Raw genomic sequence first — 23,870 nt, forward strand, 5'->3', positions numbered from 1 at the left:
GTCGTCGTCGAGGACGTGTCGAAGAAGTTCACCATCCGTCGAGACAACTCGATCAAAGAGCGCGTGGTGACCTTCGGCAGACGCGGGCGGTTGCACCAGGAAGTGTTCCAGTCTCTCAAGAACGTGTCCGTGAACATCCCGGCCGGATCGACCATCGGGCTCATGGGGCCCAATGGATCGGGCAAGAGCACTCTCCTGAAGATCATCGGCGGCATCATCGATCCGACCTCGGGATCCGTGCGTCGACGCGGCCGGTTCGCCGCTCTGCTCGAACTCGGCGCCGGATTCCACCCGGATCTGTCCGGTCGCGACAACGTCTACCTGAATGCCGCGATCCTTGGTCTGTCGCGGGAGCAGACCGACGCGGAGTTCGACAGCATCGTGGCGTTCGCGGAGATCGGCGATTTCATCGACACGCAGGTCAAGTTCTACTCCTCCGGGATGTACGTGCGACTCGCGTTCGCCGTCGCCATCCACACCGACCCCGACATCCTGCTGGTGGATGAGGTGCTCGCGGTCGGGGATGAAGCCTTCCAGCGCAAGTGCATGGACAAGATCCGCGAGTTCCAGGCGGAGGGCAGGACGATCATCCTTGTCTCTCACTCCGCGGCGCAGGTCATGGAGATCTGCGATCAGGGCGTCGTCCTCCACGATGGTGAGGTCGTCTTCTCGGGGTCTGCGGCGGCAGCCACCCGCGTGCACCGTGAGGTGCTGGAGGGCCGCCGGCGTCGCAATGCGGAGAATGCCGATGTCCTGGAAGCAGAACTCCACCCGGAGTCCGAAGAGAAGGCACCGACTTCGTCCATCGAAGCCGTTCGCATCGAGGCTGCTGATGGCACCCCCTTGTCTGATGTGAAGCCCGGTGAAGACATCCACGTCCGCATCGTCGTCAACCACACCCAGCCCTACGAGCGCTGGAACACCGGAGTCAGCATTGATACTCCGTCGGGTCAGCAGGTCCTCGGCACGGGGAGCCGGCGCCTCGAGCAGCCGCACGGCCGTGTCGAGGCGGGGAAGACCGAAGTGGAGTACGTGATTCGCAACTCGGCATTCGCGGGCGGACAGTACTTCGTCAATGCTGAGGTGGCTGACGAGAACGGTTCTTCGCTGGCCGTTGCTTGGCAGGCCGCGACCTTCTTCGTCCCGATGGAGCACCGCCAGACGGGGACCGTCCACGCGGACATTCAGGTGCGCTGAGGCCTTCCCGCGGAAGCCCAGATACGTCCGCGTGTCAGCTCGGTGTGTGTCGCACGCAGCTGCGCATCGTTGGCCCCGCCGACCACGTTGACCGCATTCAGCCCGGAGGTCTGCGAACCGGGGATGAACCACCAATGCAACGACCTCTCCTCGACCTGGCGGGTACGGAAGCCGTGAGCGACGGCGCATCGATGGATCCAGACATCGTCAGCAGTCGGACAGATCTCGATAAACCCCGGCCCTTCTTCTCGCAACGCGTTCTGCAAGCCCGTGGGTAGGAGCTGGCCCGAGACCGACGTCGCGAAGTGCGCGTAACTGGGCTCGGTGCTCGTGCATGTGGGCCACGAGCTGTACGGGGCGAAGTTGTCATGGTCGACCATGACCATGCTGTGCGCGCGGAACGCGATGACGTCATCCGGATAGCGCTCGTGCAACGTGTGCAGGTCCTGCAGCCAATTCGGCGGGTACAGGATGTCGTCGTCGGCGGTCACCAGCGGTCCGACGGGGTCGACGCGGGAGACATACGGCCAGTACTTCGTGTGGACGCCCCAGCCTCGAGCGACCTGCTGGATCTCGAGGCCGCGCGAGCGCAAGCGACGCAGCCGCCAGGGGACCTTCGTGCCCTCGTCGAGCCAGAGGATGATTCGGGAGGGCAACCTGTCTCCTCGCCCGATGGACTCGATGGCGAGCCAGACATCACGGATGCGCTGCCCGTGGGTGGTCATCGTCACGGTTTCGTCGCTCGTGCTGTCGGTGATCGGGTCGCGACTGGTCAGGTTCCGCAGCCACAGCTGGGTGACGTCGTGTGCGACGGGAGGCGGAGGGCTGTCCACCGTTCCGACCGAATGCGGCAGTCCGCCGTAGCGCACGGCGATGGTCCGTGCCGCTGCTCGCGTTCGTGAGCGTGCGGCTTCGGCCAGGTGGCTCACGCGCTGCAGCATGCGCTCCACTTTAGTTCGTCGAGCCTGAGCAGCCCGTGCGCGCACAGCGGCTACGGTTGGACCCATGTGCATGCTGTCCGTGCTGCCGCACGCTTCGTGGGGCTCCGCATGAGCCTCGTCGTCTTCACTTCGCTGTTCGGCCGCTACGACTCACTCCTCGATCAGCCGGTGGCCCGGGACAGCCAGGCTCGGTTCATCTGCTTCACGGACGACCCCGATCTGACGAGTGATACGTGGGAGATCCAGGTGGTGCAACCGGCTTTCGCCGCGGACCCCGTGCGCAGTGCGCGGCTGCACAAGATCCTCGGTCCTCAGACGGACGTCGAGTTCGACGTGAGCCTGTACATAGACGCGTCCGTGCGGCTGAAGGTGACGCCTGAAGAACTGGTCGCTGCCTGGTTGCCCGAGGACGCCGACATGGCGTTGCCAACTCACAGCTATCGCGAAATACTCATCGACGAGTTCGACGAGGTGATTCGACTCAATTACGACGATCGCGGCCGGGTCTACGAGCAGCTGACGGATTACGCGACTACCGTTCCCGACGTTCTCGAGGCGCGCCCGCACTGGACGGCGCTCCTCGTTCGCCGGCGCAATGCGCGGGTCGCTGGTGCCATGCGAGTCTGGGCCGACCATGTCCTGCGGTACTCGCGCCGAGACCAGCTCTCGATCATGGTCGCCCTCGATGGTGACATCGTCTACCGAGGCGTCGATGTCGACAATTTCGATTCCCGGTTCCACGAATGGCCGATCGTCGAGGGACGCCGCGTGCAGCAGGGCAAGGCGCCCTCGCTTCCGGCCGGGCCGCTCGTGGCGGATCTGCGCCGCGCCGTACGTCGTATCGCTGAACTTGAAGCGCGGCTGGATACCGCAGGCGAGGATGCTCTCGAACGCGCCGCGGCACAGATCGAGGATCTGAAGGCGCAGATCGAGCAAGGGACGCAGGAGCGGGCGCGGATCGAGGTGCGGCTGGACAACAAGACGCGGGAAGCGGTCCTCGCCTCCGAGCGTGTACGCGAACTGGAGGCGCAGGATGCTGCGGTCAGGCGGCTGCTGCGTAGGTTCCTGCCGCGTCGGTTCCAGCGATGAGTCTCGAGCCGTCAACACGTAAACTCGTCGGGTGAGTCCCGCCGTCGTCGGCGCCCCCGGATCGCCGCGGCGCTACTTCCACTCTCTGTGGCTGCTGTCGGCGCGCGACCTGCGGGTGCGGTACTCCACGAGCGCGCTCGGGTACCTGTGGTCGGTCCTCGATCCCCTCGTCATGAGCGGAATCTACTGGTTCGTCTTCACGCAGGTCTTCCATCGGGATGTCGGCGAGAACCCGTACATCGTCTTTCTCATCACCGCTCTGCTGCCCTGGGTGTGGTTCAACTCGGCGGTCACCGACTTCACGCGCGCCTTCAACAAGGACGCGCGACTGGTGCGGTCGACCTCCATCCCTCGCTCGATCTGGGTGGGACGCATCGTTCTGAGCAAGGGCATCGAGTTCCTCTTCTCGCTCCCGGTGCTCGCGATGTTCGCGATCTTCGGCGGTGCGACGGTGAACCCGGCTCTTCTGCTGTTCCCCGTGGCCGTCGTGCTGCAGGTGATCCTGCTGCTGGGATTGGGGCTCATCGTCGCCCCGCTCTGCGTCCTCTGGGGCGATCTGGAGCGCACCACGCGGCTCGTCCTCCGTGCGCTCTTCTACGCTTCGCCGATCATCTACGGCGTGGCCGACCTGCCCGGCGTCTTCAAGGAACTCGGGGCGTTCAATCCGCTGGCCGGTATCTTCACGCTCTACCGCGTGGGGTTCTTCCCCGATCAATGGGACACGCTGTCGGTGATCGTCGGGGCCGTCACCAGCATCCTGATCTTCGGGCTCGGCCTCCTCGTCTTCTCACGCCTCGAGCGTCCGGTGCTGAAGGAGCTGTGATGACGGGACTCGCGATCGAGGTGCGCGACCTCGGCGTCCGCTTCCGCCGCAACCGGCGCGGGCGGCGCAATCTGAAGGACCTGTTCGGCGGTGCGTCCCGTCGCAGCAGGCCGGGCGAGTTCTGGGCTCTTCGCGATGTCTCGTTCTCGGTCGAGCCGGGCGAGTCGATCGGCGTCGTCGGGCGCAATGGGCAGGGGAAGTCCACGCTCCTCAAGCTCGTCGCCGGCGTCCTGCTGGCGGATGAGGGACGTGTCGAGGTGCACGGCGGCGTCGCACCGCTCATCGAGATCACGGGCGGCTTCGTCGGCGACCTGACGGTCCGGGAGAACGTGCGCCTGACGGCGGGGCTGCACGGCATGTCGAAGGCCGAGGTCAGCCGTCGCTTCGACGACATCATCGAGTTCGCCGAGATCTCCGACTTCGTCGACACCCCGTACAAGCACCTCTCGAACGGCATGAAGGTGCGCCTGGCGTTCTCGGTGGTGTCGCAGCTGGACGAGCCGATCCTCCTCGTCGATGAGGTGCTCGCCGTCGGCGACCGTGCGTTCCGTGCGAAGTGCTACAAGCGCATCGACGAGTTGCTCGCCGAGGGGCGGACGCTGTTCTTCGTCAGCCACAACGAGAAGGACCTGCGACGTTTCTGCACGCGCGGCCTGTACCTCGACAAGGGCGTTCTGGTCCTCGACGGGCCGATCGGCGACGTGCTCGACCGGTACAACGCGGACCACAACGGCGAAGCCTAAGGGCTCAGCTTCCCGCGTGGTCGAAGATGCGCTCCCACGACTCGGGAGAGGTCAGCTGCCCCATCGCGCGACGATAGCGCCGCGACAGCTTCGGCCAGTCGCGCTTGAGCTGCGCGTGCAGGCGCAGGCTCTCGCGCAGCATCCGGCGGAAGGCCGCCCGGTCGCGCGTGTAGATGTTCTTGCCCGACCCGTCGGCAGCGCTCACCAGGGCGCTGTCATAGCGGGGAAGACGCCACCACTGCGCGTCGCCCTTGCCGAACTCCACCTCGGGCTGAGCGACGTTCTCAGGGCGAGGGGCGTGCAGCCAATGCGACGCGAGAGTGGACAGCGTGAACCACCGGAGCTTGAGGCCCGTCGGACTGTCGAAGGTGTGGCGGGGCAGACGCTTGAACACCTGACGCCCCTTTCGCGAACGGAGCGGAACGCCCGTGTCGCGGTGCACGACGGTCTCGGGGAAGTCCTTCTGCAGAGCCCGGGCGGCAGGCATGGCGGTTGCGATTCCCCTCGCCATGTGCTCAGGCCCCGAGAGGATGTCGCGCAGTGCGCGTTGACGCAGCTCGACGGGGTAGTACTGCATCATCATGAGGTGCTTGAGGTCGAGACGCCGGCTGTGTCGCAGCAGCGTGCCCCCCCGTGCGCTGTTCGAGTGCAGCAGCGCGGCGACGATGCGGTTGCGCGCGTGGAAGTAGGCCTGCCAGTCGATGGAATCGTCCTTGCCCACCCACGACACGTGCCAGAGCGCGACGCCGGGCATCGAGACCGTGGGGAACCCGGCCTCGCGGGCGCGCAGGCAGTACTCGGCGTCGTCCCACTTGATGAAGGCGGGCAGAGACAGTCCGACTCGGCGGATGACCTCGACCGGGATGAGGCACATCCACCAGCCGTTGTAGTCGGCGTCGAGCCGCATGTGCAGCTCGGGCGACTGCCGCAGGTTCGCCACCGAGAAGTCGTGCGGCATCTTCTCCTGCTGCAGCGTGCGCCACATGAACGGCGCATCATCGACGACCTCGGCCCAGGCATGGAGCTTCGGGCGGTCGAGCAGATCGAACATGTGGGCGCCGACGATCGTCGGCGTCGTCGCGTATCGACCGAAGACGATCGAGCGACGGAGCGACTCCGGCTCGATGCGCACGTCGTCATCCAGCAGCTGCACGAAGTCGCTCTCAGGCCGCTGCAGCGTCTCGTGCATCGCGCGGGCGAAGCCGCCCGAGCCGCCGAGATTGGGCTGTGTGACGATCTGGAGGGTCTCGCCGAGGCTGTCGGCGACCTCGGCGAAGTCGGGCTGAGCGTCGACGCGGTCCGTGCCCTGGTCGATGAGGAAGATGCGATCGACCAGCTCGAGTACGTCGGGCGCCGCATCGAGGGCGCGGAGGGTCTCGACGCAGTAGTCGGGCTTGTTGTATGTCGTGATGCCGAGCGAGGCCTTGCCCGAGCGGGTCGGCTCCTGCTCGGTCGTCCACTCCGCCCCGAGGAACCGAGCGTCCTCGCGGTCCGCCGCGATGTCGAACCAGATCCATCCGCCGTCGCTGTACTGATTCAGGGTGAGGTCGAACGTGCTCGTCGCCTCGCCGGTCACCTCGCGCGTCTCCAACCGCTGGCGGGTGCCGCCGCCGTTGGAACGGTAGACGAGGACCGTGGCGGTCCCCTCGGTGCGCACCGTGAGCGTGACCGCGCGCACCGGTGTCCAGTGCTGCCAGTACGACGCCGGGAACGCATTGAAGTACGTGCCGAACGACACCCGTCGCCCGCCCACGATGCGCGCCTCCGAGCGGCCGAGGATGTTCGACAGCTGGGCCCGCGACGACACGCGCACGGGCTCCTCGTCGATCTCGGTCCAGGTCTCGGGATCGACGTAGAGCGGAAGGAGGTCGGGATCGTGCTCGAGCGGGAGGACGGCGCGCTGCAGCAGGTGAGGCATGGTCTATCTTTCGTCAGGGACGGGCCGGCTGATCCATCAGCGGCTGCATCGGCTGCCAGGTACGGTCGCGCGAGATGCGCCGGCCGTCGCGGAGGCCGCGGAAGAGGTTGGACGTGCCGCGCACGGTGCGCTCGACGAGGAAGAGTCGGATGAGCTCCTTGCCGAAGGTCAGCGTCGTCCCGAGACCGAACAGCACCGGGTTGTACACGCCCTTGGTCCGGTAGTACTGCTTGATGTGCGCCCGGTTGCGCATGATGTAGTACCGGTAGGCGTTGCTCGAGGCGTTCATGTGTCGGATGCCCATGTCCCACTGGCGGATCTCACGCGTGCGGCGCAAGACGAACTCGTCGACGATGACCGACGTCGTGATGCGGGAGGCGAGCCAGCCGTAGAGCTGGTCGTCCCAGTAGATGAAGAAGCGCGGATCGGGCAGGCCGATGCGGGCCACGATGTCGCGGTGGATGAACATCCCCTCGAAGCAACCGGAGTTCATCTCCTTGTATCCCGACTCGCCGAACCCGGCGGGGGCGAAGGGGATCGGGATGCCCATGCGCTCGGCGATGCGGTACTGCCAGTAGAACTCGCTGCCGTCGTAGTCGTACCGGCGGCCCTGGATGCTGCGGAAGCGCGGCGCCCAGCGACCCATCTTGGCGAGCCCGTCGGGAAGCACCTCGACGTCGTCATCCATGAGCCAGATCCACTCGGAGCCAAGCTCGTACGCCACGCGCACGCCCTCGCTGAATCCGCCGGACCCGCCCGTGTTCGTCTCGAGTCGCCGGTACTCCAGCTGGGTCCCCAGCCGATCGCGGAACGACTCGACGACGGATGTCGTGTCGTCGGTCGACGCGTTGTCGACGATCACCACGCGCCCGGGCTTCGGATCCATCCGGACGATGCTCTCGAGCAGCCGCGACAGGAGCGCGGAGCGGTTGAAAGTGACGATGGCGATGCTCGCCGATGTCGGGTCGAAAACCTGCGCGCTCACCGGCCCGATCCTACCGTGCGATGCCGTGCGTTCCCGTCGAGGTGTCGTCGGGCAGTCCGCTCGCGGGCGATGCCGGCCGCGCGGCTTCCCGGATGTTCTCCCGCCAGGACCTCGATTGCCCGGCGCGCAGGGCGCAGAGGACGAGCATCAGCCAGCCGTACCCGTGGAGAGGGAAGCTCTCGAACAGGGCATCGACGAGCACCGTCACGAGGATGAGCGGCGTCCAGGCGTAGAGGATCGACCGACGCTCGCTCGCGACGAGCCAGGCGCGTCCCAAAGCCAGGCCGGCGAACGCGATGAAGATGAGAAGACCGACCCACCCGAGCTGCAGGACGACGTCCACGTAGGCGTTCAACGCCGAGGTGTGACGATCCCCGAGCGCGAAGTTGATCGCGTTGAAGGGGAAGTCAGTCCGCGACCACGTGCCGAACCAGCCCCACCCGCGCACGGGCTCGACCCGGACGAACGAGGCGATCTGGTCCCAGAGCTCGGCGCGGATCGAGAAGTCGGTGCCCGCTCCGATCCAGGCGATGATGCGTTCGCGGAAGAGGTACCCGACCAGCGCACCGACGACGACGGTCGCGCCGAGGATGGACTGCACCGTCCGCCGCAGCCCGCGGCGTGTGCGTCGGACGAGGCCGAGCGCCGCCGTCGCGATCCCCGTGGCGACGGCGAGGACGAGCACGGTGGGGGAGTCCGAGAGCGCGGCGAGGAGCGCGGCCAGCACCGCCGAGAAGAGCGAGACGCCGGTGCGCACCGACACCGTCCGCCATTCGATGTAAAAGGTGATCAACGTCAGGACCGCGATGAAGCCGAGCGAGTTGCGGGTGCCGAAGATGCCCTGGACCGGTCCGAGGGCGGCGATGTCGCCTTCGATGCCGAGGAAGGTGAACGGCATGTCGAAGAACACGCCCGAGAGCAGCTCTAGCGCCAGCGACAGCACCAGGAGCACGCGGAACACGTCGGCCAGCGCGCGGACCGTCTGCAGCGTGTCGCGTGTGTTCGCGATGACGACGGCGAGGAACGCGATCGACGCGAGCGAGAGCCATCCGGCGAGGGTGCCGGAGGTGTCGGTGGTCCAGGTGACGCTGGCCAGCGCCCAGCCCAGGAAGATCACGAGGGTCGATGGGATCAGCCGCACGAGGGTGAATTCGCGACGGCGGACCAGGAGCACGGCCGCCCCGACCACGCACAGCCCCGCGATCACGGTGAGCCAGGTGACCCGGCCCGCCGTCCGCTCGACGAGGTGCTGCGCGAAGACCGCGGCGATCGCGGTGTGTGCGAATGCCTGCGCGAAGGCGGCGGAGTCGAGGGTGCGGACGATCCACGAGGTGGACAGCGCCGGCGGAGTCTTCACGCCGCGCCTTCCACGGGCGCGCCGCGCTCGATCGGGGCCCCGCCTTCGAGCGGCCACGCGGCGGCCAGCGTCGATCGACGTCGCACGGGCGTGCCGCGCACGGAGGCGGGGGCCTGCTTGATCGCGAAGGCGAGCATGACGAGCAGGAACCAGCCCCAATTGAGCAGCGGCGACGACTCGGTGATGCTCTGGACGAGCAGGATCGTCGCGACGAGCGCGGGGATGAGCAGCAGACGCGACCGGGGCTCCCGTGCGTCGCCGGGACGGGGGATGCGGCCGAGCGCGAGGAACCACGCGCGCCAGGTGAACGCGCCGAGGGCGACGGCGAAGAGGAGCACCCCGACGATGCCCAGCTGCATCGCGACGTCGAACCAGGTGCTGTGCGCCTGCATCACCGTGACGCCCCGGTCGACGATCCATCCGTCGAAGAACGGGTCGGTGGGCACCCACGGCACGGAGTAACCCCAGCCGATGATCGGGCTCTGTGCGAAGCGCTCGCCCACGGTCGCCCAGATCTCCTTGCGACCGCTCAGATCGGAGGAGCGCCCCAGCATCTCGAAGAGGGCTTCTCGCGCGATCCACAGCGACGTGATGAGGGCGAGGCCTGTGACGGTGAAGACGATGTAGAGGACGCGGCGCGTCCGTGCCGTTCGCGCGCGCCGCATGAGCAGCACCACGACGATGACGATCGCGATCGCGATCGCACACATCGCCGCCGTCGCGGATGAGCCGCGCCAGAAGCAGAACGCGGCCAGCAGCGACCAGACCACGAGCGGTCCGCGCCGGCCGGCGCGGGTGTTGATCTGCAGCCCGAACACGACGAGTCCGAGGAGCGCGATGTAGGCGAGAGAGTTGGCGTTGCCGAAGATCCCCTGGATGCGGTCGTCCGTGAAGAGCTTGTCGCGCGACCAGAACATGATCGGATCGCCGGTGAAGTCGGGCCCCGGGCGGACGAATCCCGGCAGGATCGGTCCCTGCCAGACGAGCGAGACCCAGAGCTCGAAGGCGAGCGAGAGGGCCAGCATCCACTTCACCGCCGCGGCGATCGCCTCGATGATCTGGCGCCCCGTGAGGACGGAGGCGACGAAGATCGCCTGCGCCGTCGTGGCCAGCAGCAGCGCGAGCGTCATCGCGGTCGCGCGCGGCCATTCCGTCCACAGCAGCGAGAGGACCGCCCACGCGACATAGGCCAGGGCGAACCAGGGGAGTCGCCGCCACCGTCGGCGGGGCCGCTGGATCAGCCAGATCGCCGTCGACACGGTGGTCGTGAGCGCCACGACGACGGCCGAACCGCCGACGCCGACCGCCATGAGCCATGCCGTGCCGGCCATGGACGACGCGATGACCAGCGTGCACCACGCGCGCACGAGCCGAAGGGGGAGGCGCCTGGGGGTCGGGGTCGCCGACGCATCCGTTCCGGATCCCCCACGCGTATGACTGGCCATGATGCTCTCAGAGTAGCCGGAGGCCCCTGAGAGCACTCATGCGTGGCGGAGCGCCTCCCGCTGCTCGGGAAGGCGGTCGCCCTGCTCCGCGTCGAGACGCTGCTCGGCCGGCCCGCGCCCGACGAGCGGGGCCTGCTTGATCTTGAACGCGAACAGGATGATGAGGAACCATCCCCAGTTCAGCAGCGGAGCCGACTCGGCAAGGCCTTGGACGAGCAGGATCGTCGCGACGAGTGAAGGGACGAGGGTCAGGGCGCTGTACGGCCGATCCGCGACGAGGTCCCAGCGGGGTCGGTCGACCGCGAAGAACCACGAGCGCCATACGAAGGCCAGCAGCGCCAGGCCGATGAGGGCGACACCGACGAAGCCGAGCTGCAGGGCGACATCGAGCCACATGTTGTGCGCCTGCATCACGCTCACGCCGTGGTCGACGATCCAGCCGTCGAAGGCAGGGTCAGAGGGCACCCAGGGGGTCGAGTAGCCCCACCCGATCACGGGGCGCTCGGCGATGCGCTCACCGACGGCATCCCAGATCCGCTGCCGGCCCGTCAGGTCGGAGGACCGACCCAGCAGCTCGAAGACCGTGTCGCGGGCGAACCAGGCAGCCCCGCCCCCGATCCCGGCGACCGCCGCGTACATGAGGTAGAACCGTGTGCGCTCACCGGGGCGCCGGGCCGTGCGCATGAGCAGGATCGTCACGAGGACGACCGCCACGGCGAGGGCGCAGAGGAACGCGGTCGCCGACGACGCGCGCCAGAAGAGGAACAGCGCGAGGACGGTCCACAGGCCGAGGAGGAATCGTCGCGGTGCTCCGGAGGCGATCCGCACGATGAAGACGATGATCGCCAGGAGCGCGATGTAGGCGAGGGGGTTGGCGTTTCCGAAGATGCCCTGCAGTCGGCCTCCGTTGAAGAGGTTGTCACGCGACCACAGGGTGATGGCGTGACCCGTGTAGTCCTCGCCCGGTCGCACGAAGCCGGGAAGGATGTCGCCGCGCCAGATCACTGCGACCCACAGCTCGAAGACGATCGAGAGCCCGAGCATCCATTTGAGCGCCGCCGCGACCGCGCGCAGGATCTCGCGCCACGTCAGCACGGCCCCCACGAACATGGCCTGCACCGTCGTCGACACGAGCAGGAGGAGCGTCAGCTCGGTTGCGCCCAGCCACGCCGACCACAGCATCGAAGCCACCGCCCACGCGACGTAGGCCAGCGCGAACCACGGCAGCCGGCGCCACTGCACCCGTGGTCGCAGCGACACCCACAGGATCACCGACACGATGCCGGTCCCGACGACGACGACCGCTGCGCCCGCCGAGCCGAAGGCCATCAACCAGCTCGTGCCGGCCATGGAAGCGGCGATGACGAAGACGCACCAGGCGCGGAGCAGGAGGTGGCCCGTGGTCTCGCGCGCGGGAGCCGTGGGCGGCGCCGAGACGGGATGTCGGGAGTAGACGGCCATGGTGCAGACAGGCTACCGCGGCGTCGCGTCTCGGCACCGGGTCTCACGGCCCTGCGTCCTAGGCTGGGTCCGTGCTGATTCCGATCTCGAACATCGCCAGAGACTACGCATGGGGCTCCGAGACGCTCATCGCTGAGCTGCAGGGGCGGGAGCCCTCGGGGGCACCCGAAGCGGAGATCTGGTTCGGCGACCACCCGGGCAGCCCGTCGCGCGTGGACGACGGCACCGGACGTCCGCTGAACCTCGCCCTGTCCGAGGCGGGGATACCGCCTCTTCCGTATCTGCTGAAGATCCTCGCCGCGGCGACGTCGCTGTCGATTCAGGCGCACCCGTCTCGGGAGCAGGCGGCCGTCGGGTTCGCGCGCGAGGAGGCGGCCGGCATCCCCCGGGATGCGGCCGAGCGGCTGTACCGCGACGAGAATCACAAGCCCGAGATCATCGTCGCCCTGTCGGAGAGCTTCCGCGCGCTCGTCGGGCTGCGGCCCGTCGTCGACACGCAGCGTCTGCTCGCGTCGCTGGGCGCAGGCGGCGGTGTCGGCGCGCTGTCGGCCGCTCTCACGCCGACCGACGCCGAGGACGAGCCCGCTGCGCTGCGCCGTGTCATCGGCTGGGCCCTCTCGGGCGAGGCGGCCGATGTCGTGACCGACCTCTCCGCCGCGCTGGAACGCTCGGCGGGCGACGCTGCGGATGCTTCGGACTTCGCGGCCGAGCGCCGCGTCCTCCGCGAGATCGCGGCGGCGTTCCCCGACGATGCCGGCCTCATCGTGGCGACCCTCATGAACCTCGTCGAGCTGCGGCGCGGAGAAGCGCTCTTCGCTCCGGCCGGCGTGCTCCACGCGTATCAGGACGGCCTCGGCGTCGAGCTGATGGCGGCCAGCGACAACGTGCTCCGCGGGGGCCTGACCCCCAAGCACGTCGATGTGCCGGAGCTGCTGCAGGTGGTCAGCACCGCGAGCGGTCCCGCGCCGATCGTCGAGCCGGTCGAGGTCGCGCCCGGGGTCTTCGGCTACGACGTCGGCGTACCGGATTTCCGTCTTGCGCGCGTCGAGACGACCTTCGAAGCGGTTACCGAGATCGCGCTCGCGGGACCGGCCGTCGTGCTCGCGACCGGCGGTGACATCGTCGTCGAAGCGGACGGAGAGCGCGTGGAGCTCGTTCCCGGCACGGCGGCCGTGGTCTCGGCGGCGTCGGTCGCGATCGGCGGCGCGGGGGAGGCGTTCGTCGCTCAGCCGGGCGGCGAGTGAGCCGCGACACGCCGACGAACCGCCGCGAAGCTTAAACATGCGCTTGAGGGTTTACGATCCGCGACTTGACCCGAGGGAATGACACGGGTGTAATTAATGCGAGACACGCGGCTCGCGTGCCGGCCGGCGAGGAGGGGACACGATATGACGGCATACCGTTCGGGCGTTCCCGACAACTGGTTCGTCGACCCGGTCAACCTGGGTGTGCCCGGAGTGCGGCGCGTCGATACCGACGGTGACGACAACGCTCTGGCCTGGCAGACCGATGCACTGTGCGCGCAGACCGATCCCGAGGCGTTCTTCCCCGAGAAGGGCGGCTCGACTCGTGATGCCAAGCGCATCTGCACGTCGTGCGACGTGCGGGGGGAGTGCCTGGAGTACGCCTTGCAGAACGACGAGCGCTTCGGCATCTGGGGCGGTCTCAGCGAACGCGAGCGTCGCAAGCTGAAGCGCCGCGCGGTCTGACGAGGGACGGCGACAGCCTCCACCGATATCGGCGAACCGCCCCGCTGCTGCCGGGGGTGCTCAGAATCGCCGCCTAGGCTTGCTCCGTCATGCCCGCCCGTGTTCACGCGCTCCTGGTCGTGCGTCCCGACGGACGCACACCGGCGGCCTTCCATCTCATGCGCACGCTCGCCGCGCTGCGCGATCAGACGCGCGCCGTCGACGCCCTCACGATCGTGCTCTGCGGCGGCGACCAACGCCTGCGCACTCTCGCCGAGGAGTCGGGCGCGGAAGCGGTTATCTCAGCGCCCGCGCGCACGGGTTTCGCCGCGGCGCTCCGGCTCGCCTCGCGTCGGATCGACGGCGACGCCATCTGGTTGCTGGCTCAAGACGTCGCGCCGGAACCTGAGGCGCTGCAGCGCCTCGCGGCCGCGCTCGAGACGGCCCCGTCCGTCGCCATCGCCGTCCCCAAGCTCGTCGAGTGGGACGACAACACCCGCATCGTCTCGCTCGGACGCTCCATGACCAGGTTCGGCGCCGCCGTCGGGCTCGCCGACGGCGAGCACGACCAGGGGCAGCACGACGGCACGGACGACGTCCTGGGCGGCGACGTGCGCGGGCTCCTCGTCCACACGGCGGCGTGGCGCGAGCTCGAGGGGCTCGACGAGGCGCTCGCCGGTGCCGACGAGGGGCTCGATCTCGGTGTCCGGGTGCGCCTGGCCGGCGGTCGTGTCGTGCTCGCCCCCGGCGCGCGCATCGCCGTGGCCCACGATGGCGTGGCCGGTGCGCCCGCACCGCGCACGACCGCCGCGCGGGCTCGCGCCGTCCACGCCGCCCGTGTCGCGCAGCTGCACCGCAGGCTGGTCTACGCCCCGCCGCCGGCGGTTGTGCTGCACTGGCTCTCGCTCCTCCCGCTCGCGCTCTGGCGCAGCATCCTCCACCTCGTCGGCAAGCGGCCCGCGCGGATCGGCCCGGAATGGTCGGCGGCCGCCGTCGTGATGGTGCGTCTGCCGGCAGTGACCCGGACCCGGCGTCGCATCGCGCGTCACCGGCGTGCATCGTGGTCGCAGCTGGCATCTTTGCGCGTGAGCTCGCGCGTCATGCGTCAGCGGCTCATCGAGGACCAGCCCGCCGGCGACGGTCCCCGCCGCACCGAGCTCGGATTCTTCTCCGGAGGCGGTGCCTGGGCCGTGCTCGCCGCGCTCGTGGTCTCGATCGCGTCGATGCCCGCCGCGCTGAGCTGGCCCTCGATCGGTGGGGGAGCGCTCGCCCCACTCGCCGCCAGCGCCGCGCGCGCCTGGTCGGAAGCGACGGGTGCGCAGCGCCCGCTCGGCTGGGATGCCGTCGGGCCGGCCGACCCGTTCAGCGCGGTCCTCGCCGTGCTCGCATCGTTGTCGCCGGCGGACCCGTCGCGCGCGTTGGTGGTGCTCTGGCTGCTCGCACTTCCACTCGCGGTACTCGGCGGCTGGTTCGCGGCGACCCGCATCACCGAACGCCCGGTTCTGCGCATCGTCGGGGCGGTGACGTGGGCGCTCGCGCCGATGTTCCTCGTGGCTCTGGGCGATGGGCGGCCGGCAGCCGTCATCGTCCACCTCGTGCTGCCGTGGTTGGCCTTCACCGCGGCCGCGGCGCACCGGTCGTGGGGCAACGCCGGCACGGCCTCGATCCTGCTCGCCGTCGTGCTGGCATGTTCGCCCGTGCTCGCGGCCCCCGTCGTGGTCATCTGGGTGTTCGCGGTCGTGCTGTCGATGGTGCTCCGCGGCCGACGTGCGGCGTTCCGGTGGCTCTGGATCATCGTCCCGTCCGTGGCGCTGTCGGCACCGCTCGTGTTCGCGCGGCTGCGCGTCGGCGACCCCTGGTCGCTCCTTGCCGACCCCGGCGTGCCATGGAGCGGCCCGCGGTTCGCCGATGACGTCCTCGGGAGCTTCCTGCTCGCGGCAGGCTTCCCCGCCGACGCGGGCTGGGCCGCCTTCACCGGTGCCGCGGGGCCACTCTGGTGGCTCATCCTGTTCACGGCGCCGCTGCTCGCGCTCACTCTCGCCGCCGCCATGTCGGCTCGGCGATTCGTCGGAATCGTGCTTCTCGCCATCGCGGGGCTCGGTGTGGCGACGGCCTTCGCCGCGGCCGGCGTGGCCGTCGTCATCGACGGCACGACCGCGATCGCGCTGTGGCCGGGAGCGGCGCTCAGCCTCGCCTGGGTCGGAGTCGCCGGCGGTGCCCTGCTGACGCTCGACAGCGTCGTGCCGGCCCGCGTCGTCCGCGCCGCTGCCGCCGGGCTCGCCGTGGCCGGGCTCGTCGTCGCCGCCGTTCCGATGCTGACCTCCCATGCCCGGGAAGCCTCGGTCGTCGGTCGCGGTGCGACCAGCACCCTCCCTGCGTTCGTCGCCGCCGAGGGGGCGAACTCGCCGGGGCTCGGCACGATCGTCCTCACGCCCACCGACGACGGCGTCGCCGTGGATGTCGTGTGGGGCGGCAGTGCGACCCTCGGTGGTCAGTCGACTCTCGTGACCGCGCGCACCGAGCTGACCGATGCGGACCGAGAAGCGGCCCAGGTCGCTGCCGACCTCGTCGCCGATACCGCGAACGACGTCGTCGCGGAGCTGCGAGACCACGGGGTCGCGTTCATCCTGCTGGCGTCGTCCGGGGACGACGAGTCGGCCGCGGCCCGCAGCACGCGGCTCGCGGCGGCGACGGCCCTGGGCGGCCGGGATGGGCTCGACGCCGTCGGGTCGACGGACAGAGGCGAGCTATGGCGCCTGTCGGGCGACATCGCTCCCCGCGCTGAGGCTGCGACGTCGGCTCGCGCCGTCGCGTCGGCCGCATGGAGCGGGATCGCAGCCGTCTTCGCGATCGCCCTCCTCCTGGCGCTGCCGACACGTGGGAGCCGCTCGGCCTCGCGAGCGGCACCGCGCCTCGTGGGCATCCGACCGCTTCGCCGGAGGGACCGATGAACACGCGAACCGCACTCGTGACCCGTCTCGCCGCGGGAGCGGTGGCCGCTGCCGTCGTGGGAGGGGGCGTGATCGTCGCGGCCGCCGCGCCGTGGCCGACCCTCGCCCGCGAGCCCATGTCCCTGGACGTGGTACCCGAGGCCGCGCGCTCGGTCGCGGCCTGCGACGGTCCGCTCCTCGCGCTCGGGCGAGACGCGACGGCGGCGGGGGCTATCACCGCGGCTGCGCCCTCGAGCGTCGTCTCCGCCGCCGACAGCGGCGACCCGACCTCCTACACCCTCGCGACACCCGACCGCGCCGACGAGGGCGCACCGCCGGCGGCGTTCTCGGCGGAGCCCACGGGCGGTGTCCCCACCGATCTCGGCGCCGCATCCTCGGCCTCGCTCGATGACCCGGACCTGCGCGGCCTGGCGGTCTCGGCATGCACCCGGCCCGCGATGGAGTCGTGGCTCGTCGGTGGATCGGCTGCGACGGGCGCGAGCGACCTCGTCCTTCTGACGAACCCGGGGGATGTCGCGGCGACTGTCGACCTGCGCGTGTTCGGCGCCGACGGAGCTCAGGACCCCGTCGCGGGCCGCGACATCGTCGTCGCCGCCCGCTCGCAGCGCGCCATCCCTCTCGCGGCGCTCCGCCGCGGTGAGCAGAGCCCCGTCGTGCAGGTCACGGCACAAGGTGCCCCGGTGCGGGCATCCCTGCAGTCCGCGCTCACGCGCACCCTCATCGCCGGCGGCGTCGACCAGGTGGGGGCGAGCGCCCTTCCCGCGACGCAGCAGGTCATCCCCGCGGTCGACGTCACCGTTGCGCCCGACTCCGTCGCCTCAGCGGGCGGGATGTCGGTACGCCTCATGGCGACGGCCGCCGACACCCTGGCGAGTGTGACGGTGCGCTCCGTCGCTGACGGCAGCGTGGTGTCGCAGCAGGACGCCATCGCGCTCGCCGCGGGACGCCCGCTCGAGCTCGAGGTGACGGGGATGCCCGTCGGCGACTACACCGTGACCGCGACCGCGGCCGATCCGCTCGTGGCGGCGGCGTGGACCTCGACCGATCAGGCGACCCCCGCCGACTTCGCCTGGGCTGTCGGTGCCCCCCTCGTCGACGCGCCGACCCTCGTCGCCGTCGCTCCGGGCCCCGGTCCCACACTGACGCTCACCGCAGACCAGGAGACCGCCGCGACTCTGACGCCCGTGTCCGGCGGGGAGTCGCAGACGGTGCAGCTGGCCGCGGGGCAGTCGCGGACGATCGATGTCGCGGCGGGGACCGTCTACCGCCTCGATCCCGGTCCCGGCGGCATCCGCGGCTCCGTCGGCTTCTCGGGTGCCGGGCAGCTCGGGACCTATCCCGTGACGGGTTCGGCCGCCGCAGCGGCCGAGCTCACCGTGTATCCCTGACCTCTCGGTCAGAGGAAGCGGAACCGGTCGGGCCCGAGGTCCCAGGGATCGCGGTCGAGGTACTCGGCCGCCGCGCGGAAGACGCAGCTCTCGACCATCATCCGGCGGTGCAGATCGTCGTTGCGGTGCAGCCGGTTGAGGCGCTCGATCGGCAGCCGGTACAGCACGATCCGCTTCTCGGCCGCGAAGACCTGCCAACGCGGGATGCCGTCCTCGTCACTGGCCGCGGGCATCCCGGCGACCTCGAAACGGACCTCCCGCAGCTCGGGCCAGGCGCTGCGCAGGAACTCGGCGGCCGTGCCCACCGACAGATCGAATCGCTCGGAGCGGGTCTCGAGGGGCGGAAGCGGCGGCCGGACGACGGGGCTCCTGTCATCGCGGCCGTGACGGCCGTGACGCGACGGCCGGTTCCGCCGGGGCGGCACGGGTCGGGAACGACGCCGGATCATGAGGCCATCCTATGCGCCGCCGGATGAGGCACCGGCGCGGCATCCGCTCACGCAGCGTCCGCGGCGTTACCGTGGACGGGATGCGCGAGAGACTGTGTTCGAAGGTGGGCTGCGCCCGCGAGGCCGTGACGACCCTGACCTTCGACTACGGCGACCAGATGGCTGCGCTCGGCCCGCTGGGCGGCGGAACCGACCCGCACGCGCACGACCTGTGCGCCATCCACACCGAGCGCCTCTCGGTGCCGAAGGGGTGGGTCGTCATCCGTCACGAGACGCTTCGGGTCTGACGGGGAATCCGCGCGGTGTCTCGGGAGCCGCGCCGACGAGGGCACGCGCCCGGTCGTCGATCCGCTGGATCGCGGCGTACTCGCGGTCGCGCCGGACCGCGACCACCGCGCGGACGAGCGTCTCGGGGTCCGTCTGCGGCAGCGGCGAGACGAAGGGCGCGACCTCGCTGGCGATCATCGTCGCGGAGCGCAGTCGTGCCGCCGGTTCCATGCCCTCGGCCGAGCGCGCGAACTGGGATGCTCGTCGGGCGACGCGGTCGGGCAGGCGCGCCACGTCGGCGACGTCCGACCATTCTCGCAGCTCGATCGGGACCGGTCCGGCGGGCGGTGGGAGGCGCGGGGCCCGGGTTCGCTCGCAGTAGGTCCCCGCGACCATGTCGCCCAGTCGAGTCGAACGCGGGGTGAAGGCCGCGACCACGCCCGCGAGCGCGCCGAAGGTGAACCAGATCTCCAGGACGCCGACGAGAGCGCGGATGAACGCCTGGCGGAATCCGGTCGCCCCGCCGTCGGTGCGCACGATGCGGCCACCGACCGCGAGCTTGCCCAGGCTGCGGCCGTGAGAGAGGGTCTCGACGGCGGTCGGGATGACGACGAGCACCAGGACGAGTGCCGACACGACGAGAATCCCCGACAAGCTCTCGAGGCCGAGCCCGCCGACCACGAAGCCTCCGACGAAGAAGAACAGCAGCAGAAGCGCGATGCCGCAGAGGACGTCGATGAGCGCGCCGAGGGCGCGGAGGAAGAAGCCCAGCGGCTGAACGTCGAGCGCCACCGCCTCGCCGGTGAGGATCTCGTCCTGGCGGATCTGCACCGGGGGAGCGGGCGTGGTCATGGGTACAGTTAAGCAAATGGACCTCGACGCCCTGGTCGCCGCGCGTCGCGCCGAGTGGGATCGGCTCGACGCGCTCGGTCGTGCACGCCGCCTGTCGAGCGACGAGGTCGACGAGCTGGTCACGCGCTACCGCGCCGCATCCGCCGACCTCGCCGATATCAAGACCTCCGCGGGACGCAGCGTCGAGGGCGACCGGCTCTCGATGATCCTGTCGCGCGCCCGGCTACGGCTCACCGGAGCCCCCGAGAACGTGCTCCGGCAGCTGCCCCGCTTCTTCGTGCACCAGTTGCCGGCTGCGCTGTATCGCGTCCGCTGGACGACGCTCGCCGTCGCCGTCGCCTTCGTCGTGATCAGCTCGCTCGTCGCGTTCTGGGTCTCGGGCGACCCCGCCGCAGTGGCGGCGCTGGGATCGCAGGCGCAGCTCGAGCAGTACGCGAAGAACGACTTCACCGCCTACTACAGCGAGAATCCCGCGGCGGTGTTCGCGGGCACCGTGTGGACGAACAACGCCTGGATCGCTGCCCAGTGCGTGCTGTTCGGGATCACCGGCCTGTGGCCCGTGATGGTGCTCATGCAGAACGCGGTGAGCATCGGTCAGGCGGCGGCGATCCTCATCTCCTTCGACCGCGGTGACGTCTTCCTTCTGCATATCGCACCGCATGGCCTGCTCGAGCTCACCTGCATCTTCGTGGCCGGGGCGACGGGACTCCACATCTTCTGGGCGTGGATCGCCCCCGGCAGGCGCAGTCGCGGCGAGGCGCTCGCCGCCGCAGGGCGCTCGCTCGCGACGGTGGCGATCGGCCTGATTCTCGCTCTCGCGCTCTCCGGTCTCGTCGAGGGGTTCGTGACGCGTCAGCCCTGGCCGTGGCCGATCAAGATCGGTATCGGCGCGCTGGCCCTCGCGGTCTTCCTCGCTTACATGCTGGTGCTCGGCCGCGCGGCGGCACGTCGGGGGGAGACCGGCGACCTCACCGAGTACGAGGCCGGAACCCCGCGTCTCGTTGCGGGCTGACGTAGCCGTTCACCACTGCTTAATTTGATCTGATCAAAAATGCGGGATACGATCGAGGCATGACGATCGCGACCGCTCCCGAGGCCATCCGTGCCTCCGGTCTGCGTGTGACCGAGTCCCGCTCCGCCGTCTACGCCGCTCTGCGCGCGCGGCCTCACGCCAGTGCCGACGAGGTCTACGCGGCTGTCGCGGAACGGATGCCCCAGACCAGTCGGCAGTCGGTGTACAACGCCCTCAACGACTTCGCCGACGCCGGCCTCGCACGCCGCATCGAGCCCGCCGGTCGCCCCATGCTGTTCGAGCTGCGCGTCGGCGACAACCACCACCACCTCGTCTGCACCGCGTGCGGGCGTGTCGAAGACGTCGACTGCGCCGTCGGGCACACGCCGTGCCTGCACCCGTCCGACGACCACGGCTTCGAGGTCGCCTCGGCCGAGGTGACCTACTGGGGGCGGTGTGCGGCGTGCGCCGCATCCGCGGCCCCGGCGGCATCCTGACCTTCTCTCTCTCCCGAAAACCCCCAACGGAAGGATCCCCATGAGCGATCGCGACCAGCAGTCCGCGCCCATCGGCGAGGACGTGACCGACACCGACCAGGCGGTCACCCCCATCGACACACCCGAGGACGAGCGCGCCGACGGCGAGACCCGGCCGCGTTCCAACGACGCCGGCGGCTGCCCCGTCATCCACGGCGGCGAGCAGGGACAGGGGCATGGCCACGGCTCGCACGGCGGACAGCCCCACCCGACGGTCGGCAACGCCAACCACGTCTGGTGGCCGAACCAGCTCAACCTGCGCATCCTGAAGAAGAACCCCGCCGTGGCCAACCCCGTCGGCGAGGACTTCGACTACAAGGCCGCTTTCGAGTCGCTCGACCTCGCCGCCGTGAAGAAGGACATCGAAGGGGTCCTCACCACGTCGCAGGACTGGTGGCCTGCCGACTTCGGTCACTACGGCCCGCTCATGATCCGCATGGCCTGGCACTCGGCCGGCACGTACCGCGTCACCGACGGCCGCGGCGGCGGCGGGGCCGGCCAGCAGCGCTTCGCCCCCCTGAACAGCTGGCCCGACAACGTCAACCTCGACAAGGCCCGGCGCCTGCTGTGGCCCGTCAAGAAGAAGTACGGCCAGTCGATCTCGTGGGCCGACCTCATGATCCTCGCCGGCAACGTCGCGCTGGAGTCCATGGGCTTCTCGACCTTCGGCTACGCCGGCGGCCGTCCCGACGTCTGGGAGCCGGACGACGACGTGTACTGGGGCCCGGAGACGACGTGGCTCGCCGACGAGCGCTACTCCGGCGACCGTGACCTCGAGAAGCCCCTCGCCGCCGTGCAGATGGGCCTCATCTACGTCAACCCCGAGGGCCCGAACGGCGAGCCCGACCCGCTGAAGTCGGCGCGCGACATCCGTGAGACGTTCGGCCGCATGGGCATGAACGACGAGGAGACCGTCGCCCTCATCGCCGGTGGTCATACCTTCGGCAAGACCCACGGCGCAGCTCCCGACTCGAACCTCGAGGACAACCCCGAGGCCGCGGGCGTCGAGATGCAGGGCCTGGGGTGGAAGAACAACTTCGGCACCGGCCACGGCGACGACACCATCACGTCGGGCCTCGAGGTCACCTGGACCTACCACCCCACCCGCTGGGACAACGAGTTCTTCCACATCCTCTACGCCTACGACTGGGAGCTGATGCGCAGCCCCGGCGGCGGACACCAGTGGCGTCCCGTCAACGGTGCCGGCGCCGACATGGTGCCGCTCGCGCACTCGAACGGCCGCCGCGAGCCGCGGATGCTCACGAGCGACCTCGCGCTGCGCATGGATCCCGCCTACGACGCGGTCTCGCGTCGCTTCAAGGACGACCCGGTCGCCTTCGGCGACGCGTTCGCCCGCGCCTGGTTCAAGCTCACGCACCGTGACATGGGCCCCATCGCCCGCTACCTCGGCCCCGAGGTTCCGCAGGAGGAGCTCATCTGGCAGGACCCGCTGCCTGCCGTCGACCACGAGCTGATCGACGACGCGGATGCCGCCGACCTCAAGGCCCGCATCCTCGCCACCGACCTGACCGTGAGCGAGCTCGTCTCGACGACGTGGGCCGCGGCCTCGACGTTCCGAGGCAGCGACAAGCGCGGCGGCGTCAACGGCGCCCGCATCCGTCTCGCCCCGCAGAAGGACTGGGAGGCGAACAACCCGGCCCAGCTGCAGCGCGTGCTCGGCGTGCTCGAGAGCGTGCAGGCGTCGTTCAACGACGGCCGTACCGACGGCAAGAAGGTCTCGCTGGCCGACCTCCTCGTGCTGGCGGGCAACGCCGGTGTCGAGAAGGCCGCGCGCGACGGCGGCGTCGAGGTGACGGTTCCCTTCCGTCCCGGACGCACCGACGCCACGGCGGAGCAGACCGACGAGCTGTCGTTCAGCCACCTCGAGCCGGTCGCCGACGGGTTCCGCAACTACTACGGCCCGAACGCGTTCCTGCCGGCGGAGCACCACCTCATCGACAAGGCGAACCTGCTGACGCTGAGCGCCCCCGAGATGACCGTGCTCGTCGGCGGCCTCCGCGCCCTGGGAACGAACTACGACGGATCGTCGTTCGGCGTGTTCACCGAGCGCCCGGGCGTGCTGACGAACGAGGTGTTCGTGAAGCTGCTCGACCTCGGCGCCACGTGGAAGCCGCTCGACCCGGGGTCGCACGCCTTCCGCGGCGTGAACGCCGACGGGTCGGAGATCGGCATCGGCACGCGCGTCGACCTGCTGTTCAGCTCCAACTCCGAGCTGCGCGCCATCGCCGAGGTGTACGCCTCGGATGACGCGAGCGAGAAGTTCGTGCGCGACTTCGTCGCCGCCTGGACCAAGGTCACCGAGCTCGACCGCTTCGACCTGCGCTGACCCGCAGCATCCGTGCGAAGGCCCGTCCCGATACCCGGGGCGGGCCTTCGCCGTTGCTGGTGGGATGGGCGCTGTGCTGCGGGGCTCGGGTGGGCGGGCCTTTGGGTTGGCGGGCCTTGGGGTGGCAGTTGTGGCCTCTTTTGGTGCTGGGTGGGGGCGCGAGCTGCCAGGTGAGCGTGAGGCGCGGGTTTGGGTCGGCAGTTGTGGCCCCTTGCAGGCCGGGGTGGGGGTGCGAGCTGCCAGGTGAGCGTGATGCTGCGGCCCGGGCTGGGCGAGGGCTGCGGGCCTTTGGGTTGGTTGTTCTGGCCCCTTCGGGGGGAGGGTGGGGGCGCGAGCTGCCGGGTGAGTGTGAGGCGCGGGTTTGGGTCGGCAGTTGTGGCCCCTTGCAGGCCGGGGTGGGGGTGCGAGCTGCCAGGTGAGC

General features: G+C 69.8%; 20 protein-coding genes. 12 read left to right on the forward strand and 8 right to left on the reverse strand.

The window, feature by feature from the left end:
• Positions 1 to 15 precede the first annotated feature (15 nt).
• Positions 16 to 1,197: an ABC transporter ATP-binding protein gene (locus C3481_RS14955; RefSeq protein WP_258039142.1), complete on the forward strand. Its 1,182-nt coding sequence runs from the start codon at positions 16 to 18 to the stop codon at positions 1,195 to 1,197.
• Here the strand turns inward: C3481_RS14955 and C3481_RS14960 are convergent.
• Positions 1,185 to 2,138 carry a hypothetical protein gene (locus C3481_RS14960; RefSeq protein ID WP_146053666.1) on the reverse strand — a complete coding sequence of 318 codons (954 nt, stop codon included), beginning with the start codon at positions 2,136 to 2,138 and terminating at the stop codon, positions 1,185 to 1,187. The two genes, C3481_RS14955 and C3481_RS14960, sit on opposite strands and share 13 nt — an antisense overlap.
• Positions 2,139 to 2,246: 108 nt before the next feature.
• Here C3481_RS14960 and C3481_RS14965 point away from each other — a divergent pair, with 108 nt between their 5' ends.
• The 3 genes from C3481_RS14965 to C3481_RS14975 are packed head-to-tail and all read left to right on the forward strand — an operon-like array spanning position 2,247 to position 4,793.
• Positions 2,247 to 3,227, forward strand: coding sequence for a glycosyltransferase domain-containing protein (locus C3481_RS14965; RefSeq protein WP_103843125.1), 981 nt, complete (start codon positions 2,247 to 2,249; stop codon positions 3,225 to 3,227).
• A 31-nt stretch (positions 3,228 to 3,258) separates the two neighbouring features.
• Positions 3,259 to 4,050, forward strand: a complete 792-nt coding sequence (locus C3481_RS14970; RefSeq protein WP_023955423.1) for an ABC transporter permease — start codon at positions 3,259 to 3,261, stop codon at positions 4,048 to 4,050.
• Complete coding sequence (locus tag C3481_RS14975) at positions 4,050 to 4,793, forward strand: ABC transporter ATP-binding protein (protein WP_103843127.1); 744 nt, start codon at positions 4,050 to 4,052, stop codon at positions 4,791 to 4,793. Before C3481_RS14970 ends, C3481_RS14975 begins: the two co-directional genes overlap by 1 nt.
• Positions 4,794 to 4,797: 4 nt before the next feature.
• On the opposite strand, the gene C3481_RS14980 is transcribed toward C3481_RS14975, so the two are convergent.
• The 5 genes from C3481_RS14980 to C3481_RS15000 all read right to left on the reverse strand — a co-directional run bounded on the left by C3481_RS14980 (position 4,798) and on the right by C3481_RS15000 (position 11,959).
• Positions 4,798 to 6,711 carry a glycosyltransferase gene (locus C3481_RS14980; protein WP_103843130.1) on the reverse strand — a complete coding sequence of 638 codons (1,914 nt, stop codon included), beginning with the start codon at positions 6,709 to 6,711 and terminating at the stop codon, positions 4,798 to 4,800.
• Positions 6,712 to 6,724: 13 nt separating this feature from the next.
• Positions 6,725 to 7,696, reverse strand: a complete 972-nt coding sequence (locus C3481_RS14985) for a glycosyltransferase (protein ID WP_023955415.1) — start codon at positions 7,694 to 7,696, stop codon at positions 6,725 to 6,727.
• Positions 7,697 to 7,706: 10 nt separating this feature from the next.
• Positions 7,707 to 9,053: an O-antigen ligase gene (locus C3481_RS14990; protein ID WP_181021954.1), complete on the reverse strand. Its 1,347-nt coding sequence runs from the start codon at positions 9,051 to 9,053 to the stop codon at positions 7,707 to 7,709.
• Positions 9,050 to 10,384 carry an O-antigen ligase gene (locus C3481_RS14995; protein WP_146053667.1) on the reverse strand — a complete coding sequence of 445 codons (1,335 nt, stop codon included), beginning with the start codon at positions 10,382 to 10,384 and terminating at the stop codon, positions 9,050 to 9,052. The genes C3481_RS14990 and C3481_RS14995 overlap by 4 nt, the downstream gene beginning before the upstream one ends.
• Positions 10,385 to 10,534: 150 nt before the next feature.
• Positions 10,535 to 11,959: an O-antigen ligase gene (locus C3481_RS15000; RefSeq protein ID WP_023955409.1), complete on the reverse strand. Its 1,425-nt coding sequence runs from the start codon at positions 11,957 to 11,959 to the stop codon at positions 10,535 to 10,537.
• A 71-nt stretch (positions 11,960 to 12,030) separates the two neighbouring features.
• Between C3481_RS15000 and manA the strand changes: the two genes are divergently transcribed.
• From manA to C3481_RS15020, 4 genes are all read left to right on the forward strand, one after another.
• Positions 12,031 to 13,203: a mannose-6-phosphate isomerase, class I gene (manA, locus tag C3481_RS15005; protein WP_023955407.1), complete on the forward strand. Its 1,173-nt coding sequence runs from the start codon at positions 12,031 to 12,033 to the stop codon at positions 13,201 to 13,203.
• A 144-nt stretch (positions 13,204 to 13,347) separates the two neighbouring features.
• Positions 13,348 to 13,668, forward strand: a complete 321-nt coding sequence (locus C3481_RS15010; RefSeq protein ID WP_023955405.1) for a WhiB family transcriptional regulator — start codon at positions 13,348 to 13,350, stop codon at positions 13,666 to 13,668.
• Positions 13,669 to 13,757: 89 nt separating this feature from the next.
• On the forward strand, positions 13,758 to 16,598 hold the full coding sequence (locus tag C3481_RS15015) for a glycosyltransferase family 2 protein (protein WP_103843134.1): 2,841 nt from the start codon (positions 13,758 to 13,760) through the stop codon (positions 16,596 to 16,598).
• Entirely contained in the window at positions 16,595 to 17,986 is a 1,392-nt protein-coding gene (locus C3481_RS15020; RefSeq protein WP_023955401.1) for a DUF5719 family protein, read from the forward strand. The genes C3481_RS15015 and C3481_RS15020 overlap by 4 nt, the downstream gene beginning before the upstream one ends.
• A gap of 8 nt (positions 17,987 to 17,994) precedes the next feature.
• Here C3481_RS15020 and C3481_RS15025 read toward each other — a convergent pair whose 3' ends face one another.
• Entirely contained in the window at positions 17,995 to 18,435 is a 441-nt protein-coding gene (locus C3481_RS15025) for a metallopeptidase family protein (RefSeq protein WP_023955399.1), read from the reverse strand.
• 80 nt (positions 18,436 to 18,515) lie between these two features.
• Here C3481_RS15025 and C3481_RS15030 point away from each other — a divergent pair, with 80 nt between their 5' ends.
• Entirely contained in the window at positions 18,516 to 18,722 is a 207-nt protein-coding gene (locus tag C3481_RS15030; protein ID WP_036305938.1) for a DUF3499 family protein, read from the forward strand.
• Here C3481_RS15030 and C3481_RS15035 read toward each other — a convergent pair.
• Positions 18,694 to 19,554 (reverse strand): RDD family protein, encoded by an 861-nt coding sequence (locus C3481_RS15035; protein ID WP_023955395.1) that lies wholly within the window; start codon positions 19,552 to 19,554, stop codon positions 18,694 to 18,696. The two genes, C3481_RS15030 and C3481_RS15035, sit on opposite strands and share 29 nt — an antisense overlap.
• 16 nt (positions 19,555 to 19,570) lie before the next feature.
• On the opposite strand from C3481_RS15035, the gene C3481_RS15040 reads away from it, so the two are divergent.
• From C3481_RS15040 to katG, 3 genes are read left to right on the forward strand one after another with little or no spacing between them, the layout of a single operon-like run.
• The gene (locus C3481_RS15040) at positions 19,571 to 20,566 is read left to right on the forward strand and encodes a stage II sporulation protein M (protein ID WP_023955394.1); all 996 of its coding nucleotides are present in this window, start codon (positions 19,571 to 19,573) and stop codon (positions 20,564 to 20,566) included.
• Between the two features lie 59 nt (positions 20,567 to 20,625).
• Entirely contained in the window at positions 20,626 to 21,063 is a 438-nt protein-coding gene (locus C3481_RS15045; RefSeq protein ID WP_023955392.1) for a Fur family transcriptional regulator, read from the forward strand.
• 40 nt (positions 21,064 to 21,103) lie between these two features.
• The gene (gene katG, locus C3481_RS15050) at positions 21,104 to 23,449 is read left to right on the forward strand and encodes a catalase/peroxidase HPI (RefSeq protein ID WP_103843136.1); all 2,346 of its coding nucleotides are present in this window, start codon (positions 21,104 to 21,106) and stop codon (positions 23,447 to 23,449) included.
• Positions 23,450 to 23,870: the final 421 nt, after the last annotated feature.

The sequence above is a fragment of the Microbacterium sp. Ru50 genome, from assembly GCF_002920555.1.
Taxonomy (GTDB): Bacteria; Actinomycetota; Actinomycetes; order Actinomycetales; family Microbacteriaceae; genus Microbacterium; species Microbacterium arborescens.